The organism is Gimesia fumaroli, from assembly GCF_007754425.1.
GTDB lineage: Bacteria > Planctomycetota > Planctomycetia > Planctomycetales > Planctomycetaceae > Gimesia > Gimesia fumaroli.
Genome location: NZ_CP037452.1, coordinates 7,634,077 through 7,649,580 on the forward strand (window position 1 = coordinate 7,634,077; position 15,504 = coordinate 7,649,580).

Here is a 15,504-nt window from a genome sequence, read left to right on the forward strand (position 1 = left end):
TCAATTCATCCGGTTTGCTTTACTTCACAACCGGCAGTCGATACGCGGCCGCCTGTTCGGAGTTGCGGACATACAATCGGTCTCCGATCAGCACCGGATGATTCCAGGTTTTGCCATCCAGGGCGGGAAACGTTGCCAACTCTGCATGTCCTGAGGGGTCTGCTTTGAGTAACACGATTTCGCCTTGTTCGCTGATCACCAGCAGATGCCCCGAATCTTTGACCAGCAGCACCTGGCCTTTCCCGTACCGGCCGCCTTTCCACTTGCGTTTTCCCTCTTTGAGATCAATGCAGGTAAAAATTGTGCCGTCAAAACCGTAGGCATGCCCTTCGTAGATCACAAAGTCATTAAAGTCCGGCTTGAGTCGGGGCGCAATCCATACCTCTTCTGCCGTCCATTTTCCGTCGTTGTTCGTAACGCGAATTTTCTGAATGCCTTTTCCCATGCCGGTCGCAATCATGATTTCATTCTCGCCCACGAGTTGGGGTTGTAGCGTACGTTGACCCTCCGAGGGACAATCATAGTTCAGCAGGACCGTACCTTCGGCGGGATCGAGCAGCGTCAGTTCCTTGTTCGTCAGCATCGCGATCACGGGTTGATCGGCGATTGTCAACAGTGTCGGGGAGCTGTAAGAGTGATCGCCGGCGGGAGACGACCATTTCAGATCCCCGGTTTCAGTATCAAAGGCCAACAGCCCTTTCTGTTCTTTACCGCCCGCGTAAATGAAAACCGTTCCGTCCACCACCAGCGGCGAAGAACTGAAGCCCCACATCGGCGGTTCCCGGTCCGCAATTTTGCGAATGTCCTGCTGCCAGACGATCTCGCCGGTCTGCGGATCGAGTCGTAACACATGCCCACTGGCCCCCATGACATACAGAGCGCCGTCCGCCAGCACAGGAGTCGCCCGCGGTCCGGGTCCGCCCAGCGCATCAAAAAAGCGGGCTTTGATTTCCTGCTTCCAGAGTTCAGCTCCCGTCTCCGCATTGTAACAGACGATCAATTCCTCCTCGCCCCGTTGTTCCTGGGTAAACAGCAACGGGCCGGCGACCACAAACGAAGACCAGCCAGGCCCAATCGGAATCTTCCATAGCGGCGATCCCACTTCCGAATTCCAGTCGGTATCGAGGGACACACCCGTCAAGACTCCGTCGCGCATCGCGCCGCGAAAGCCGGGCCACTCCGGTTTCGCCAGCGCTGACTCCATCGCCGCTGTCAGAACAGTCTGATCTGCAGGAGGCGTCACGTCTTCTCTTGCCAGCAACTTGTCTTCCACCGTCGGCGTCCACCGCCAGGCCAGCGCCATGTCGTAGTCGCCCCACATCCCTTCCGCGCGGAGCAACAGGGAAAAGGCAAAGCCGAGTACCGAACAAGCGACAATAATCACTGTTCGCTTCACAGATCGCATACGGGAAACCAGCACCGCCGCGATCCCGAACAGCCCCATTCCCATCGGCCCGGTAATCAACATCACCCCCGGCCCCAGCATGGTAGGATCAAGCAGCGCCAGCGTCGCGCCCCCCGCAACTAGAGCGATAACCAACCCGCTCAACTTTTCCTTCCACGTCGCACGGCTGGACAACACCCACCAGACCAAAATCAGGCCGCCACAAACCAGCGGCCCGAATACCGACAGCATGATCGACAGCACTGTTTCCGAGTCCATCCACTGCGGCGCCAACCGGGTTACGACCATTCCGATCAGCAATAAAACCGGCGGCCAAATCCGCAATGGCTTCAATTCAACCACAGCAGGAGCCGCTGCATTCGTTTCAGGTTCTTCTGGTGGATTGGTGTCGGTTTCCGTGTGATTGGTGTCTGTCATGACAAGCCCTGATGAAAGAGAGGAAGACGGCCCGACAATGATTGGCAAACTTAACCCACAGCACACCCCGCGCGTCCCGGCCCGTCTCATTTCTGTAACTGTAACGAGACCAATTCCCGTGTCAAATGCAGGAACGGTGATATGAATGAGTCGCCTGAATTGAAATCAACGTTTTAGATGGTCAATTATTGATTTGCAAAGATTACGATTATCCTGTCAATTCCACTACTTTTTCTTTACTTCTGATTCCAGGCAGAGCATGATTAGGTGTTCAGTTCGCAGGCATTCTCGACGCAATTTTCATTGAAAGGGTATCGCTATGAACTCGAATCCGGAACTCATGTCAGAAGTGATTTCATTCTGGAATTGGTTTGAAACCAACCTCAACCGGTTTAACAGTTTCGAAGATCATCAGGCTGAGCTGATGGAAGAACTGGGTGAGCGGCTGTACGAAGTCGATGACGGGTTAACCTTCGAACTCTCCGTTGTGGATTCAGAAGGGGTTCGTGATCTGGTCATCAGTGCCGATGGGATGAAGGATTTATTTCCCGCAGTGCTGGCGCTGACAGAAAATGCCCCCGAACTTCCCGGCTGGACGTTTACGCCGTTTCGCCAGAGGCTCGACGTAACGCAATTCGGCCTGCAATTTGGTGATCGAGAACTGATCGCGAACGACTTTTATTTCTGGCTCCAGACCGAAGAGGGCGCCATTGATTTGATTCTCTTTGCCCCGGACCTCACCGAGGAGAACCGGGAGGAAATGATGGGCGCAGCCTTCATTCTGCTGGATATGACACTGGGTGAGTACGACGTGACGTTGAATCTGCGCTACATCGATTTTCAGCCGCTGCCCGAGGATCCCGAAGCAGAAGAACTGCAACCCTTGCCCGAATTGCCCCAGGCGTTTGACGCACTTTATAGTACTCTTTATCCTGAGGAAGAATAATCTCTGTGGATATTGTTCTCCCACTTTCTATTCCTTCAGAAATACGTTCATGAAACTGAACCTCAAAAACGACGCCAAAAAAATCTATCAACTCGTCAAGAAACGCGTACGTGATTACCCGATCTATATCAATCGTGGCCCCGGAGAAGATGAAGATCCGATTTCCCAGATCACCTTGGGATATTCCGTCGATCAGGCTGGCTGGATTGCACTTGTCTTTGATACGCGCCCAGACAGCGAGCCGGATGGAGAGTGGAATTCCTATATTGAAGAGAACCAACTCGAATTCCCAAAATGGGCTAAGGCCGTCGATGCATTTTGCGATAAGGGCGAGCCAATTGAACTGATTCTCCCTGATGGAAATCAGCAGACTCTGGGCGAAGATGATGATCTGGCCGAAGTAATAGGAAAAGTGTTGAAAGAAATTCTTCTGAAGGCCCGTAAAGAAAAACTGTTCAAGGATCTGCCAATCGCTAAATCAAATATGATGGGTGTCGAAGATCAAGTAGGTGCCTACGGCTGGCCGGATTATGATGATCGCTTCAAGCTCGGCTGGATCAGGAAATAATTTTTCTCTCGTTTCATCGATAACTATTCACGAGACGGCATGGCGTTTAAACGGAACTCCACAATAAGAAGTGGTAAATGCAACTGGCAATGAGAAAGTGATTCTGTGACATTCGAATCCTATTTTCAGAATCAGAAGCTGCAATTGCTATTACTGTTTTTTTGTCTGATAATACTCCCCCCATATCTCCCAGTCATCTTTTTCTGGCTCGCACTGGTTTTGGAGTATTATCTGGCTTCAATCGTATCGGATCTATTTGGCGCGGGAGCGTTCTCTCTGATTTTTTTGTTCCTTCTTAATCCACTCTCACTGGCCAGTTTTGTTATTTCGTTTCTGGCGCTCGGCATGATCATTTATAGTCTGACTAAAAATATTTTTCTGCGTGCAGTTGTGCTTCTGCTGTTTATACCAGAAATCTGTCTCGCGTTTTGGAACTGGTCCTCGATGTGGCAAACTTACGTCGGGTGGAAATGAATTGACTGGCACTCTCAATTCTAGAAATGTTTCGGTGAGTGATTATTAAACCGATCTTCTTCTTTTTCTTTACATCTACATCCCCAGCCGGCATCATAGAGTGAGTGTTTTTGGCGAATTCCTTCCTGTTCTCTGTTGTTGAGGTGCGGCGGTTATGCTGGTGAAGAAGTTGAAAGACAAACTGATTAAAGGTGAGACCGTATATGGTTCACTGTTTCAGTATTCCGTGGTGCCGGCGATGGTCGAGTCGATTCCGAAGAACTCGCTCGACTTTGTGATCGTCACACCCGAACATACCACGCTCGATCTCGCCGAGTTCCTGCCGCTGCGGTATGCGTTGAATTCCAAAGGCATCGTCTGTCTGGCCCGTACGCACAGCCGTGATGCCGCGGATGTCGCCCGCGTCTGTGATACCTTCGACGGCGTGGTCGTTCCCTATGTCGAAGAATACGAACAAGCACAGGAACTGGCGGCGGCTGCCGTCTATCGGCCGTTGAAAGGGATCGTGCTGGACAAGGTGCTCAAGACGGGCAAGTTCGTGAATCAGAAAACGGCCGACTACATTGAGAAGAAGAACGAGAACACGCTGTTCATTCCAATGATCGAATCGGTGCCCGGCATCGAAAACCTGGAAAAGATCTGTTCGATTCCCGGCGTCCATGCGGTCTTCGTCGGGCCGGGTGATCTGACGACGAACATGGGCATCCCCGGCGAATATGACAACCCCGATCTGATCGCCGCCATTCAGAAGGTGATTGACGTCGCCAATCAACAGCATGTCGCCGCCGGTTGCTGGTTTGGCACAACGAAGCAGGCCGTCCGCACGATCCGCCAGGGTGCCCGACTGGTCGTGTATGCCAACGACGGCCTGATGATGCAACACGCGATGGAAAGCGCCTTCAGTGAACTGCGCAAGGGCTGAAGAGATTCAAGTGAGCGGCGTGCCGGTTATGATAGAGGTGGTTCAACTTTGTTCGTGGCTGGATGAATGCTATTTTGCTTTTTCAAACTGCCATTCGTCCTGGGGGGCGAGGAGATGTCGGCAGGGTTTTCCCTGGAGCCAATTGCGGGCATCTGGATTCTGTTTCAGATAGGTGTCCCAGAAAGCGGTGGTGACGGCGAGGATCACAGGATGATGCTGGGGGTTGCGAGGGGGAACTCCCAAGCGCTGTCTGCCATCGGAGAAGGCGGAGTGTTGTGCATCGGATAGAACGAGTTCGTATTTATCAATGGTGTTGGGCAATCCCTGATAGACCTGGCGGCGATTTTCCACCGTGGTGTCGTTGATGGGTGACGTATCTTTGGTGCCGGTGAGTAACAGCCAGGGGATGGATACCTGACCAAATGACAGTTCGGGGTTGGCGCGGCCTTGAACACTGGGACTGAACATGTTGGCGGCTTTGATACGCGGGTCTGTAAATCGCTTGCCTGCGAATCGCCAGGACTGGCCGCTGACTCCCTGCGTCGTGACGGCTCCGAAGGAGTGCCCCGACATGCCGATGCGTTTCAAATCGAAGCGTTGATGGAAACGATGTTTCTCATCGGTATTCCATTTGGTGAGCTGGTCCAGCACAGCTGGTACATCCTGATAACGATCAAGACTGTTTTGCAGCGATGCGGCTCCTTTGAGAGCTTTGATTCGTTGCCTCAGCGCCACCTCTTTCCAAATCGTTTCATCGCTGCCGTAATGTTGAAGATACACGACGGCATAGCCGCGGGCCGCCCAGTGTTTTCCCAGATATTGAGAGCCAGTGCGCGCGCCGCCGAGTCCGTGACTGAAGAGAACGACGGGTGCGGGTTTCGATTGTGTCGGCAGGTAAATTCGCAGTGGAATATCGCGCTGTCGTGATGCATCGTGGATGGTGACGTCGATCGGTTCGGGCAGTTTCGCTTTCGGATTTTCCAGTGGGTTGTATGTTTCTGCCTGGATCGCACTGGTGGCTGAAAGGATTGCTGCTGAGAGAATCGCGAGTGTGATGGGCAGAGGTTTCATGATGTGTCGCTTTTGAATGGGCCGCATGTGTTGAATGAAAATGAGCGCACGTGGTGCCATTAGCTTGAGGATACAAATGGAACACGGGGGAGTGCAAATGGTTTCGGTGGAAATGGGCCGGTGGTTCGGTTTTGTATTTTTTCTACCACGAAAGGCACGAAAACACACGAAAAGATATTTTGGGGCGGGGGAGATTATCGGTGACGCTTTTGGTTTGGGAACGTCGGTTCAAAAACGGTGGCTGGCGCCATGCCGCTCATGGGTTGGTTTGCGTTAACCTTTGCTCGAATTTGTTTTGAGCTTGCCGACTTTTTCGTAGAGGCGGGACCCGTGTGTCCGCCCGCCTGGTGGGGTGCGATTTTTTTGACTCGCGATGGAACCTCATAACCCATTCATTCCAAATAACACAAACATCGTGGATACAACGGGTCGACACATGGGTCGCCCCCTAAAGAATGTGATCACATTCGTTTGGTTTTCACCGGTGGATGGCGTCGGGGCGTTCACTGGTTTTGTTTTGTTTGCGGTGCCAGTGCCATTTTCCGTCGGGGTGTTGTTTGTCAACGGGATGATTCAGTGTGTGCTGTTTGCCGTCGTCGGAAAATTCAATCTGCCACTGATAGGTTTCCTGTGTGAACGATCTCTGAAACGAATCAAAAGAGAGGCTGAGGCTGTTGAGACTAAGAGAGCGGGGGAGCTCATATGGCTGATGAGCGGTGACCGTCAATACTCCCTCCTCGATGCGCCAGACGCCTGCAAACTGACCGTTGGACGTCAGGAAGGTTCGATCCGGTTTGAAGATGCGCGAGAGCCCCGGAGGTGTGCCGATCCATTCACCCACCAGTTGTTGTTCAACAACAGACAAGGGTGGCTGATAGTTTACGGTCAGCCGATACGCGAGCAGCAGAACGAGTATGCCAGCCAGCCATGTTCGTCCTCGTTGCTGTTTGAGGTTGAATATATTCATTGGCGTGCCTCGGATTGGTCCAGTCGTTATGTCGAACTGCTCATCCTGTTAGGTTATCAGTTTTCATCTCTGAGAGGCAAAGGCGATTTTGTAGAATTGGTGTTGATCGCCGGTGAGGTTGGATTTTAAGTTGGGGAAGCAATTCAGGTAGACGATCTTACCCTGTTTTACTACCACGAAATTTTCAGACGGTCTCCTGGTCATTGTTCCTGTGAGCGGAATGGCGCTAGCCACCAGTTTTGAAACAGCGCCCCAACTCAATACCGGCGGCTAGCGCCGACCCGCTTACGGTAGAGGAAGTTAATCGGAATCAAAGTGACATTCTGATGGATGACTTTCTCTACATGTATTTTTTTGAAAGGCGTGGGAGAGTCAAGGGGTTGCGATGAATTGGTCATTTGAACGTCAATTGAACATGGAAGGAAGTCTTGTGAAGCGTTTACGAAATTTCTTGAAGCGGCTGCGAAGCGTTGCGATGAACGGGGGTCGCATGAGCAGAGGTTTTGAAAATCATGCTGAAACAAGGGGGTTTTGTAGTGCTGGTTTTCTCAGTCGTTCCGGCGTTTCACCTGAACCAGTGGTGTTCTCGCGCGCGACGCTAAAGACGCATCAGTTTTCAGAATGGCGGGTTGCCGTCAAGTTCAATTTTTTCAGGAGACTGTTTTGCTGATCCCAAGAAAAAACGATGCAGAGCCTGAAGTTAGCCCTGCATCGTTGATTTTGCGTTTTGGTTGTATCTCAGAAATTACTGCATCTTTTTGCAGATGGCTTCAGCCATTTCCTGAGTACCAACGGCTGTGGGATCGTTGCGATCGTCTTTCAGGTCGTAGGTCACGTCTTTGCCTTCTTCGATGACGTCAGCAACGGCCTGATCCAGTTTAGCGGCGGCATCGTGTTCGCCGAGGTAGTCCAGCATCATTTTACCAGACAGAATCAGAGCGACCGGATTCACTTTGTTCTGTCCTTTGTATTTGGGAGCAGAACCGTGAGTTGCTTCGAAGATAGCCGACTCGGGACCGATGTTCGAACCGGGAGCGACACCCAGACCGCCGACCAGACCGGCACAGAGGTCACTGAGGATGTCGCCATAGAGGTTGGAGGTGACGAGCACGTCGTACAGCTCAGGTTTCTGAACGAGCTGCATGCACATGTTGTCGATCAGGCGCTCATTGTACTCAATGCTACCGCCACAATCGGGCACGTTGCCAGCGAGCTTCGCATCTGGAGCAACACCTTCGGCGAGTTCTTCCCATTCGAATTTCGCACCATAGGCTTGTGCGACGGCACGTGTTTCGTCGTACCAAAGACCATCGGTGAACTTCATGATGTTGGCTTTACAGATCGAGGTGACTGCTTTGCGTTTGTTGTCGACCGCGTATTTGAATGCATAGTTGCAGATATCGCGGGTTCCCTGATAGGACATCGGCTTGATGCTGATGCCGGTTTCGTCGAGGGGGGTATTGATTTTTTTACCGGTCGCGAATTCGTTGATCTTTTCGATCAGCGATGCGGTGTTCTTTTCCCCGGCCTGGAATTCAACGCCGGCGTAGAGGTCTTCGGTGTTTTCACGTACAACGACGAGGTCGACATTGGATTCGGAGAAGTAAGTCCGGACGCCTTTGTAGGTTTTACAAGGACGAACGCAGGCATAAAGGCCGAGTTCCTGTCGCAGGAAGACGTTCACACTACGGAAGCCTTTTCCGATGGGTGTGGTGATCGGTGCTTTCAAAGCCACTTTGTTGGCGCGAATCGAATCCATCACCCGGTCGGGTACGCCGCCTTCGGCTTCGATGACTTCGATTCCACATTCCTGAACATCCCAGTCGATTTTGACACCTGTCGCATCAACACATTTTCTTGTAGCCTCGGCGATTTCCGGACCAACTCCATCTCCGGGAATTAATGTGACTTTATACATCGTTTCCTCAAATACTTCTGACAAAAGGGGAATGCGACCAGGATCTCAAGTGCATGAACATAATGCGTTTCGCCTGCTGACTCTTGAAACCAAAGGCCATACTGGTGGATACTAATTAGATAGTTCACAGGCAAGCAGTGACCGTATCAAAACAGAATTCGCTTTTCAACTATACGCGATGGCTGTCGCTTACTTTTCGAGCCGATCAGGGAATCCGATGATCCAGCGTTTTATGCACAATTACCTTCTCCGTCACCAAAATCGAACCAATCAGGTCCTGCATTTAATTGGGGTTCCCCTGACTTTTGGCGGATTGATCGGATTTGGGCTGGCAGGAGAGTGGATTTTTGCCGGAATCGCATTTGTCACCGGCTATCTCCTGCAGTTTCTGGGGCATTTCGTTGAACAAAACGATGCTGGCGAGCTCATTTTGGTCAAGAAACTGCTGGGAAAACCTTACACAGAATTCGGTCCAGACACTCAAAATCGCATGAATTTTGACCAATCGTCAAAAAAGTCAAGTTGTAACGATTAAATCGCCGATACCGAATGTAGTGATTTTGCCAACCAGGCAGGTTGTTCTGCGCATCCGTGTGCAGAACACAATGCTGACCGTCTCCGTGCATTGGTGAATTCTCCCCGAAACTACAATCGATTATGAACCCTAAGTGGTTATGAAAATACACTTTGTAACCATAATCGACGTTCATGTCTTTAAGGATGGATACATGAACCTTCGTCAGAAGTTACACCAATTATTCTGTGGATGCTTAATAACCAGCCAACTTGTTGGTTGTCATGGTCTGGGTACTGATACGGACCTGCATTATCTTGGAGACAAAGATCTTCAATATTATGAAGATGTCGCGACCAAGATCGAGTATCCGGCTGTTTTTGAAGAAACCCCGGAAGAAATTACGTTCTCAGGGAAACCGCGGACACTGGCAGACCGCTCCCAAGATGAAATCTGGGATTTGCCTTTAATGGATGCGATCCATCTGGGCCTGGCCAACAGCGAAGTCATTCGTGTTTCCGGAACGTTGGGAACAAACGGTAACGGCTTATTAAATAATCCGGATGGCACGCCTACAATTTTCGACCCGTCGATCCAGGAAACCAACGTTTTGCTGGGTGGATCACGGGGTGTGGAAGCAGCACTGTCTGCCTTTGATACGACATTTACCACGAACATGCTCTGGGGCCGCTCGGAACAAGTGCAGAACAGTCCGTTCTTCGGTGGGATTCCCGGTGGTACATTGACTCAGGAAACCGGACAGTTTCAATCGGGATTATCCAAGACCTTTGCCAACGGTGGCCAATTTGCGGTTTCACATAACTGGAATTACAACGGCAGCAACTCGACCAGCCAACTGTTTCCGTCCAACTATTCCGGAAACACAGGCTTATCTTATCGTCAACCATTCCTGGCTGGAGCCGGGGTTGAATACACGCGGATTGCCGGCCCGATCGGTTCCGGATTTACTGGAATTACCGGTGTAAGCCAGGGGGTTGTGATTGCCCGAATCAACAACGACCTGGTGCTGGCCGACTTTGAGAAAAACGTACGAAACCTGATTTCTGATATCGAAGAAAGTTATTGGCAACTGTATCTGGCATATCGCCTGTATGATACCCAGGTTGTCGCTCGTAATTCAGCATTACGCAGTTGGCGGGAGGCACATGCCAAACTGGAAGCCGGTGGTACTCGGAACTTCAAACCAGCCGACGAAGCACAGGCGAAAGACCGTCTGTTTGAAACACAATCGCTGGTTCAGGCCACACGAAGCGATATTTACACTGCAGAAAGCCGGTTCCGTCGACTCGTTGGTCTGCCCGTGAATGACGGGAAAATTATTCGACCGATTGATGACCCGATTGCCGCCGAGTTTACTCCAGACTGGAGCATGTGTCTGACGGAAGCGCTGGTACATCGCGTTGAACTCCGCAAACAAAAGTGGAATATCAAAAGTCTTGAATTTCAACATCTGGCAGCAACCAGCCTGACCAAACCACGATTGGACCTGGTTTCCAGTTATCAGGTCAATGCATTCGGCGATCGGCTGTTAAGTCAGAGCAATACAGACGGCATTACTGCACAAGGTTTGCATAGTGCTTACGGAACGTTGATGCAGAACGATCAGGACAGCTGGACGCTAGGATTCGAATTCAGCATGCCCCTTGGTTTCCGGTCTGCTCATGCTCAGGTTGAAAACCTTGAATTTCGATTGTCAAAAGCACGTGCCGTGCTGAAGGCACAGGAAATGGACGTCAGCCAGGAACTGGCGATTACATTCCAGGATTTGACCAAGAACTATGCGACGGCTCAATCCAACTTCAACCGCTGGCGTGCAGCACGTAGACGTGTTGAATTGTTTGACGCAGAAGTTCAAGCTGGAACAACGACACTCGATACCTTGTTGCGTGCTCAATCCAGTCTGGCTGCGGCCGAGACCGAATACTATCGATCACTGGTCTCCTATAATGTTGCGATTAAGAACCTCCACAAATGGAAAGGGACTTTGCTGAAGCACAACAACGTCCACTTAATGGAAGGCGAATGGAATCCTGTGGCTTACCAACAGGCCTTGCGACGTGCCTGGGCAAGAACTCATGGTATCGATGCCCACAAACTGCGTAGCAAGCCGGAACCCTTTGTGGCTGAAGGATATATTGGAGAAGTTGGTGTGATGCCATCAGATGGAGAGACATCGTACTCATCAGAACAGGATGGTCTGACGCCGGATATTCTTCCGGTACCCGAACCAGAGATGAGTCCGGACTACGCTCCGCCGGTACCCTCAGTTCCAGCTGAACCTGCGGCGCGCCTGGAACTCAACGCCCCTCCAAGTAGAAATCCCTTTGCAGCAACTAAAATGGATGCTGCTGTCAAAGTCGTGATTGACGCCGAGGGAGAACAGCCTGTATTTGATATCAGGCAAGTCTCAGCTCAGCAGGATGAGTTACCGATCTCCGAGACAATGGACAACCTGAATCTTGAATTCCGACCTGCCACAAGTTTTGTCGACTAATTAACGTGTCAGATCGGTCATATTGGAAGCAGGTTGGATTATTCGCATTGTCGCAATAATGCAACCTGCTCAGGTTAGAATTTGAGCATTCGCCTTTTTGAAACGTCAATTCTAATTTCCAATACATTTTTTCGTAAGTACATGCTAGATTTAGACGAATGATGTGAGTGAAATACCTGCTGCCGCTTTTTTCGCTTGCCTTGTATTCGTATCGATGTCCATCTCCATCGATTGTTGTATTCAACAGTTGACTTGTTTCTTTTGTTTCCGAGACGTTGATCTTGTGAAAAATCGTTGAAACAATTCAACCTGAGGATTCGGGTTTGAAAGCCCGCCACTGACCAGGCCTGTGGAAAGCATTCAAAAGTTAATTAATGGTGGCTGGACGAATTCACCGTCTCCTGAAACTGATAGCGCTGCTACAGTCGGGACGAGTTTACAACTCTGCACAACTTGCGAGCGAATGCGAAGTCAGCCGAAGGACCGTCTTTCGGGACCTGAGAACGCTTCAGGAATCTGGAATTTACGTTCTGTATGACGAAGAAAAACAGGGCTATACGCTACCCTGGCGAACCATCGTCCCGTTCAAAGATCTGACGTTTGAAGAGGTCCTTGCATTGCTCGTCTTATGTCAGGATCTCGATAAAGCAATCGTCGGGCTCCCTGTGCATCGCTTTGCCCGGTCAGCGTCAACCAAAGTCCTAAACAGTTTACCCGACTCGTTACGGGAAAATGTGATCGACGCTGCCCAATCGATTTCGATCTGGTTCCCGCCATTCAACCCAGCCATGCGTAGCGGAATTCACTACAAAAATCTGTTTAAAGCGACCATCGAAAAAAAGAACGTTCGCATTCATTATACAGGCAGCAAAGAAAAGAAAACGCTTTCTACAATGCTCAGCCCCTATCATATTTTGTATTCGAATCATGAGTGGTTTGTTGTGGGGCGGTCTTCGCTGGATCGTGAAATCAAAGTGTTCCCACTGCTGAAAATTCTGAAATCAGAAATCCTGGAGGAATCCTTCAAGAAACCGTCCCGCTTCAACCTGGACCGATATCTGACCACCTCTTGGAATCCGGCTCGTCAATCCCGTAAAACGATCCCGGTCAAAATTCGTTTCCAAAGCAGTGTCGCGGAAACGGTATCGCTGATGTGCTGGGATCAATCACAAGAGATTAAGAAACTGAAGGGTGGTGTCATCGAATTTCGTGCTCAGGTTGACAGCCTGGAACGGATTTCCGACTGGGCATTAAGTTTCGGCGATCAAGCTGAAGTCATCTCCCCCCGTTCATTTCGCAATCTGATTAAAGATAAAATTGCGAGCATGATGCAAATTTACAGCCCCGGTGTGCATCCCACCTCATGAGTGTTCCTCTCTGCGAATGGCTGGGAGTCTTGGTCAAATCTGTAAAGATTTACGCAAAAAAACGAACTTCTGAGTTCGGAAATGGTCTGATCTATCAGATAGAAGTTGAACCTCGCCGTCCCTGATTTCATTTAAGATCGCGCATGTATACTGATCCCCGGGTAAACGCCGATTATTCTGCGAAACCTCTTAAAATCCCTGCTGAATCTACTGACCTGCCCCACCATTAGGTTTACTATTTTAGAGTAGTAAAACCGTACCCGCTGGCAGGAAATCTCCCAATTTCCGCTTGAACAGCGTCTCAAACAATGTGTCTGACGTCATCCTTTGCGTATGATGTATCCAGCCATGCTGTTTCTTATCCGGGGATCGAGGAAGCATCCCATTCCTGGAAAGACCCAAAACCCAGAAAGACAGTTAGAAGTGGAGATTTTTTCCACTGTCAGATAAAGAACATAAACGAAGTGAGGAAAGACAAAATCATGTCAGATGGAATTCAATTCTCGGAACGGACTTCAGTCGAACAGGTAGAAGAAGGAAATGAGCTGGCTCCGAAATTTGATAAGGACGGTCTGATTCCCGTCGTCACCACCGACTATGCGTCGGGTGAGTTGCTGATGCACGCTTATATGAATGAAGAGGCACTTAAGAAAACCATTGAACTGGGTGAAGCCGTCTACTGGAGTCGCAGTCGCCAGGTACTCTGGCACAAAGGAGCGACCAGCGGGCTGGTCCAGAAAGTAAAAGCCTTGTTGATCGATGATGACCAGGACACGATCTGGATGCGTGTAGAGGTCATGGGTGGCGGCGCCAGCTGCCATGTAGGATATCGATCCTGTTTTTACCGACGCGTCCCCGTCGGGCAGGAAGTGCAGGATAAAGGTCTGGAACTCGAATTTACAGAAACAGAAAAAACATTTGACCCCAAAGAGGTCTATGGAGACGCTCCCAATCCCACAAAACTGTAAACGGTATACCCACCACAGGTGAATTATGAACCATTTCAGTCGACGCGATTTTTTAGCTGCCTCACTGGCTGCTGGCGGGAGTGCGCTTTCTCTCGAACAGTGGGCCTTCGCCAACAGCGAAGAGACCACACAAAACCCGAATTTACAGATTGCCCCGTTTCGCTTTGATGTGTCTCCACCCAAGGGACATTCACTATGTGGCGGCTGGATCAAGCCGGTTGTCGGCTACGATGATTCGCTCGAAGCCATCGGTTATGTACTTTTGGGGGCTGGCAAGCCCATTGTGGTCTGCGCTGTTGACTGGACGGGCTTGTTAAACGACGCCCACATCGCCTGGCGGAAAGCGCTGGCGGACGCTGCTGGCACCAGCATTGACCGCGTCGCCGTGCAATGCGTGCATCAGCACAATGCACCGTTTGCCTGCTTAAACGCCGAACAGATCGTACTCGAGCAGGGCGACCTGCCGCACATTGTCGAACTCGATTTTTTCAGCGAATGCCTGGACAAAGCCCGTAAAGCGGTCGCGAAGGCAATTCCCAAATCGCAGCCAGTGACCCATGTCGCACACAGCCAGGGGAAAGTCGATAAGGTTGCCTCGAACCGCCGCATCGACCGGGACAAGAACGGAAAAATCGTTCGCATGCGGGGAAGCAGCTGTAAAGACGAACGACTGCGAAGCCTGACCGAAGGGACCATCGACCCTTTCCTGAAAACGATCGCCTTTTATAACAAAGACAAGAAGCTGGTATCCTGCCACTATTACGCGACGCATCCGATGAGTTATTACGGCGACGGGCGCGTCAGCAGTGACTTTACCGGCATCGCCCGGAAACAACGTCAGCAGGAAGAGCCAGGCTGTACTCACATTTATTTCACCGGCTGTGCAGGCAACATTTCAGCCGGCAAATACAACGATGGCTCCAAGCCGCTACGAGCGATTCTGGCACGGCGAATTTATGATGGCATCATCGCTTCCGAAAAGCAGTTACAGCCGGAACCGATCGGACATGTCACCTGGAAGACACACGACATTCTCCCGCCGGTCAGAGACACGTTCAACGAGCAGGAACTCAAAAAGACGATCTCAAATAAAGCCAACAGTGTGGTGAACCGGAATCGTCCTTCCTACATGCTCGCCTGGTTACAACGGCTGCAGAAGAAAGTGCCGATTACGCTCAGTTCGCTGCAGATGAACGACATTAAAACGCTGCATCTCCCGGCCGAGAGTTTTATCGAATATCAAATACGGGCGCAGAGTATTCAACCCGATCAGTTTATCGCCACCGCCGCCTATGGTGACGGCGGGCCGTGGTATATTCCCGTTGCCGAAGAATACCCGGCCGGCGGGTATGAAGTGAGTGTTGCCTTCTGTGATCCCAAGGTCGATGCCGTGATTACGCAGGGTATGAAATCGTTGTTGGATAGTTAACGATCAATTTAAAATTTTCAAAG

At 50.7% G+C, this 15,504-nt stretch carries 12 protein-coding genes; 8 read left to right on the forward strand and 4 right to left on the reverse strand.

The annotated features are described in order from the left end of the window. Positions 1 to 19: 19 nt before the first annotated feature. Complete coding sequence (locus Enr17x_RS29055) at positions 20 to 1,822, reverse strand: PQQ-binding-like beta-propeller repeat protein (protein WP_232100895.1); 1,803 nt, start codon at positions 1,820 to 1,822, stop codon at positions 20 to 22. Between the two features lie 319 nt (positions 1,823 to 2,141). Here Enr17x_RS29055 and Enr17x_RS29060 point away from each other — a divergent pair, with 319 nt between their 5' ends. The 3 genes from Enr17x_RS29060 to Enr17x_RS29070 all read left to right on the forward strand — a co-directional run bounded on the left by Enr17x_RS29060 (position 2,142) and on the right by Enr17x_RS29070 (position 4,732). Continuing rightward, the gene (locus tag Enr17x_RS29060; protein ID WP_145313805.1) at positions 2,142 to 2,768 is read left to right on the forward strand and encodes a hypothetical protein; all 627 of its coding nucleotides are present in this window, start codon (positions 2,142 to 2,144) and stop codon (positions 2,766 to 2,768) included. Between the two features lie 49 nt (positions 2,769 to 2,817). Beyond that, a complete protein-coding gene (locus Enr17x_RS29065; protein WP_145313806.1) occupies positions 2,818 to 3,336 on the forward strand; it encodes a hypothetical protein in 519 nt (172 codons plus the stop codon). Positions 3,337 to 3,964: 628 nt separating this feature from the next. Then, a complete protein-coding gene (locus tag Enr17x_RS29070; RefSeq protein WP_145313807.1) occupies positions 3,965 to 4,732 on the forward strand; it encodes an HpcH/HpaI aldolase family protein in 768 nt (255 codons plus the stop codon). A 69-nt stretch (positions 4,733 to 4,801) separates the two neighbouring features. On the opposite strand, the gene Enr17x_RS29075 is transcribed toward Enr17x_RS29070, so the two are convergent. The 3 genes from Enr17x_RS29075 to Enr17x_RS29085 all read right to left on the reverse strand — a co-directional run bounded on the left by Enr17x_RS29075 (position 4,802) and on the right by Enr17x_RS29085 (position 8,688). Then, positions 4,802 to 5,803, reverse strand: a complete 1,002-nt coding sequence (locus Enr17x_RS29075; protein ID WP_145313808.1) for an alpha/beta hydrolase family protein — start codon at positions 5,801 to 5,803, stop codon at positions 4,802 to 4,804. Between the two features lie 478 nt (positions 5,804 to 6,281). Continuing rightward, positions 6,282 to 6,770 carry a hypothetical protein gene (locus Enr17x_RS29080; RefSeq protein ID WP_145313809.1) on the reverse strand — a complete coding sequence of 163 codons (489 nt, stop codon included), beginning with the start codon at positions 6,768 to 6,770 and terminating at the stop codon, positions 6,282 to 6,284. Between the two features lie 745 nt (positions 6,771 to 7,515). Beyond that, a complete protein-coding gene (locus tag Enr17x_RS29085; RefSeq protein ID WP_145313810.1) occupies positions 7,516 to 8,688 on the reverse strand; it encodes an isocitrate/isopropylmalate dehydrogenase family protein in 1,173 nt (390 codons plus the stop codon). A 217-nt stretch (positions 8,689 to 8,905) separates the two neighbouring features. Here Enr17x_RS29085 and Enr17x_RS29090 point away from each other — a divergent pair, with 217 nt between their 5' ends. The 5 genes from Enr17x_RS29090 to Enr17x_RS29110 all read left to right on the forward strand — a co-directional run bounded on the left by Enr17x_RS29090 (position 8,906) and on the right by Enr17x_RS29110 (position 15,481). Beyond that, on the forward strand, positions 8,906 to 9,223 hold the full coding sequence (locus tag Enr17x_RS29090) for a DUF962 domain-containing protein (protein WP_198000867.1): 318 nt from the start codon (positions 8,906 to 8,908) through the stop codon (positions 9,221 to 9,223). Between the two features lie 193 nt (positions 9,224 to 9,416). After that, positions 9,417 to 11,717: a TolC family protein gene (locus tag Enr17x_RS29095; RefSeq protein WP_198000868.1), complete on the forward strand. Its 2,301-nt coding sequence runs from the start codon at positions 9,417 to 9,419 to the stop codon at positions 11,715 to 11,717. A 374-nt stretch (positions 11,718 to 12,091) separates the two neighbouring features. Beyond that, positions 12,092 to 13,084: a helix-turn-helix transcriptional regulator gene (locus Enr17x_RS29100; RefSeq protein ID WP_145313813.1), complete on the forward strand. Its 993-nt coding sequence runs from the start codon at positions 12,092 to 12,094 to the stop codon at positions 13,082 to 13,084. A 482-nt stretch (positions 13,085 to 13,566) separates the two neighbouring features. Further along, on the forward strand, positions 13,567 to 14,052 hold the full coding sequence (hisI, locus tag Enr17x_RS29105; RefSeq protein WP_145313814.1) for a phosphoribosyl-AMP cyclohydrolase: 486 nt from the start codon (positions 13,567 to 13,569) through the stop codon (positions 14,050 to 14,052). Between the two features lie 25 nt (positions 14,053 to 14,077). After that, positions 14,078 to 15,481, forward strand: coding sequence for a hypothetical protein (locus tag Enr17x_RS29110; RefSeq protein ID WP_145313815.1), 1,404 nt, complete (start codon positions 14,078 to 14,080; stop codon positions 15,479 to 15,481). Positions 15,482 to 15,504: the final 23 nt, after the last annotated feature.

Bases quoted from the DNA above. Each gene is read 5' to 3' on its own strand.
- Enr17x_RS29055 (WP_232100895.1), bottom strand. From the start codon at position 1,822: ATGACAGACACCAATCACACGGAAACCGACACCAATCCACCAGAAGAA.
- Enr17x_RS29060 (WP_145313805.1), top strand. From the start codon at position 2,142: ATGAACTCGAATCCGGAACTCATGTCAGAAGTGATTTCATTCTGGAAT.
- Enr17x_RS29065 (WP_145313806.1), top strand. From the start codon at position 2,818: ATGAAACTGAACCTCAAAAACGACGCCAAAAAAATCTATCAACTCGTC.
- Enr17x_RS29070 (WP_145313807.1), top strand. From the start codon at position 3,965: ATGCTGGTGAAGAAGTTGAAAGACAAACTGATTAAAGGTGAGACCGTA.
- Enr17x_RS29075 (WP_145313808.1), bottom strand. From the start codon at position 5,803: ATGAAACCTCTGCCCATCACACTCGCGATTCTCTCAGCAGCAATCCTT.
- Enr17x_RS29080 (WP_145313809.1), bottom strand. From the start codon at position 6,770: ATGAATATATTCAACCTCAAACAGCAACGAGGACGAACATGGCTGGCT.
- Enr17x_RS29085 (WP_145313810.1), bottom strand. From the start codon at position 8,688: ATGTATAAAGTCACATTAATTCCCGGAGATGGAGTTGGTCCGGAAATC.
- Enr17x_RS29090 (WP_198000867.1), top strand. From the start codon at position 8,906: ATGATCCAGCGTTTTATGCACAATTACCTTCTCCGTCACCAAAATCGA.
- Enr17x_RS29095 (WP_198000868.1), top strand. From the start codon at position 9,417: ATGAACCTTCGTCAGAAGTTACACCAATTATTCTGTGGATGCTTAATA.
- Enr17x_RS29100 (WP_145313813.1), top strand. From the start codon at position 12,092: ATGGTGGCTGGACGAATTCACCGTCTCCTGAAACTGATAGCGCTGCTA.
- hisI (WP_145313814.1), top strand. From the start codon at position 13,567: ATGTCAGATGGAATTCAATTCTCGGAACGGACTTCAGTCGAACAGGTA.
- Enr17x_RS29110 (WP_145313815.1), top strand. From the start codon at position 14,078: ATGAACCATTTCAGTCGACGCGATTTTTTAGCTGCCTCACTGGCTGCT.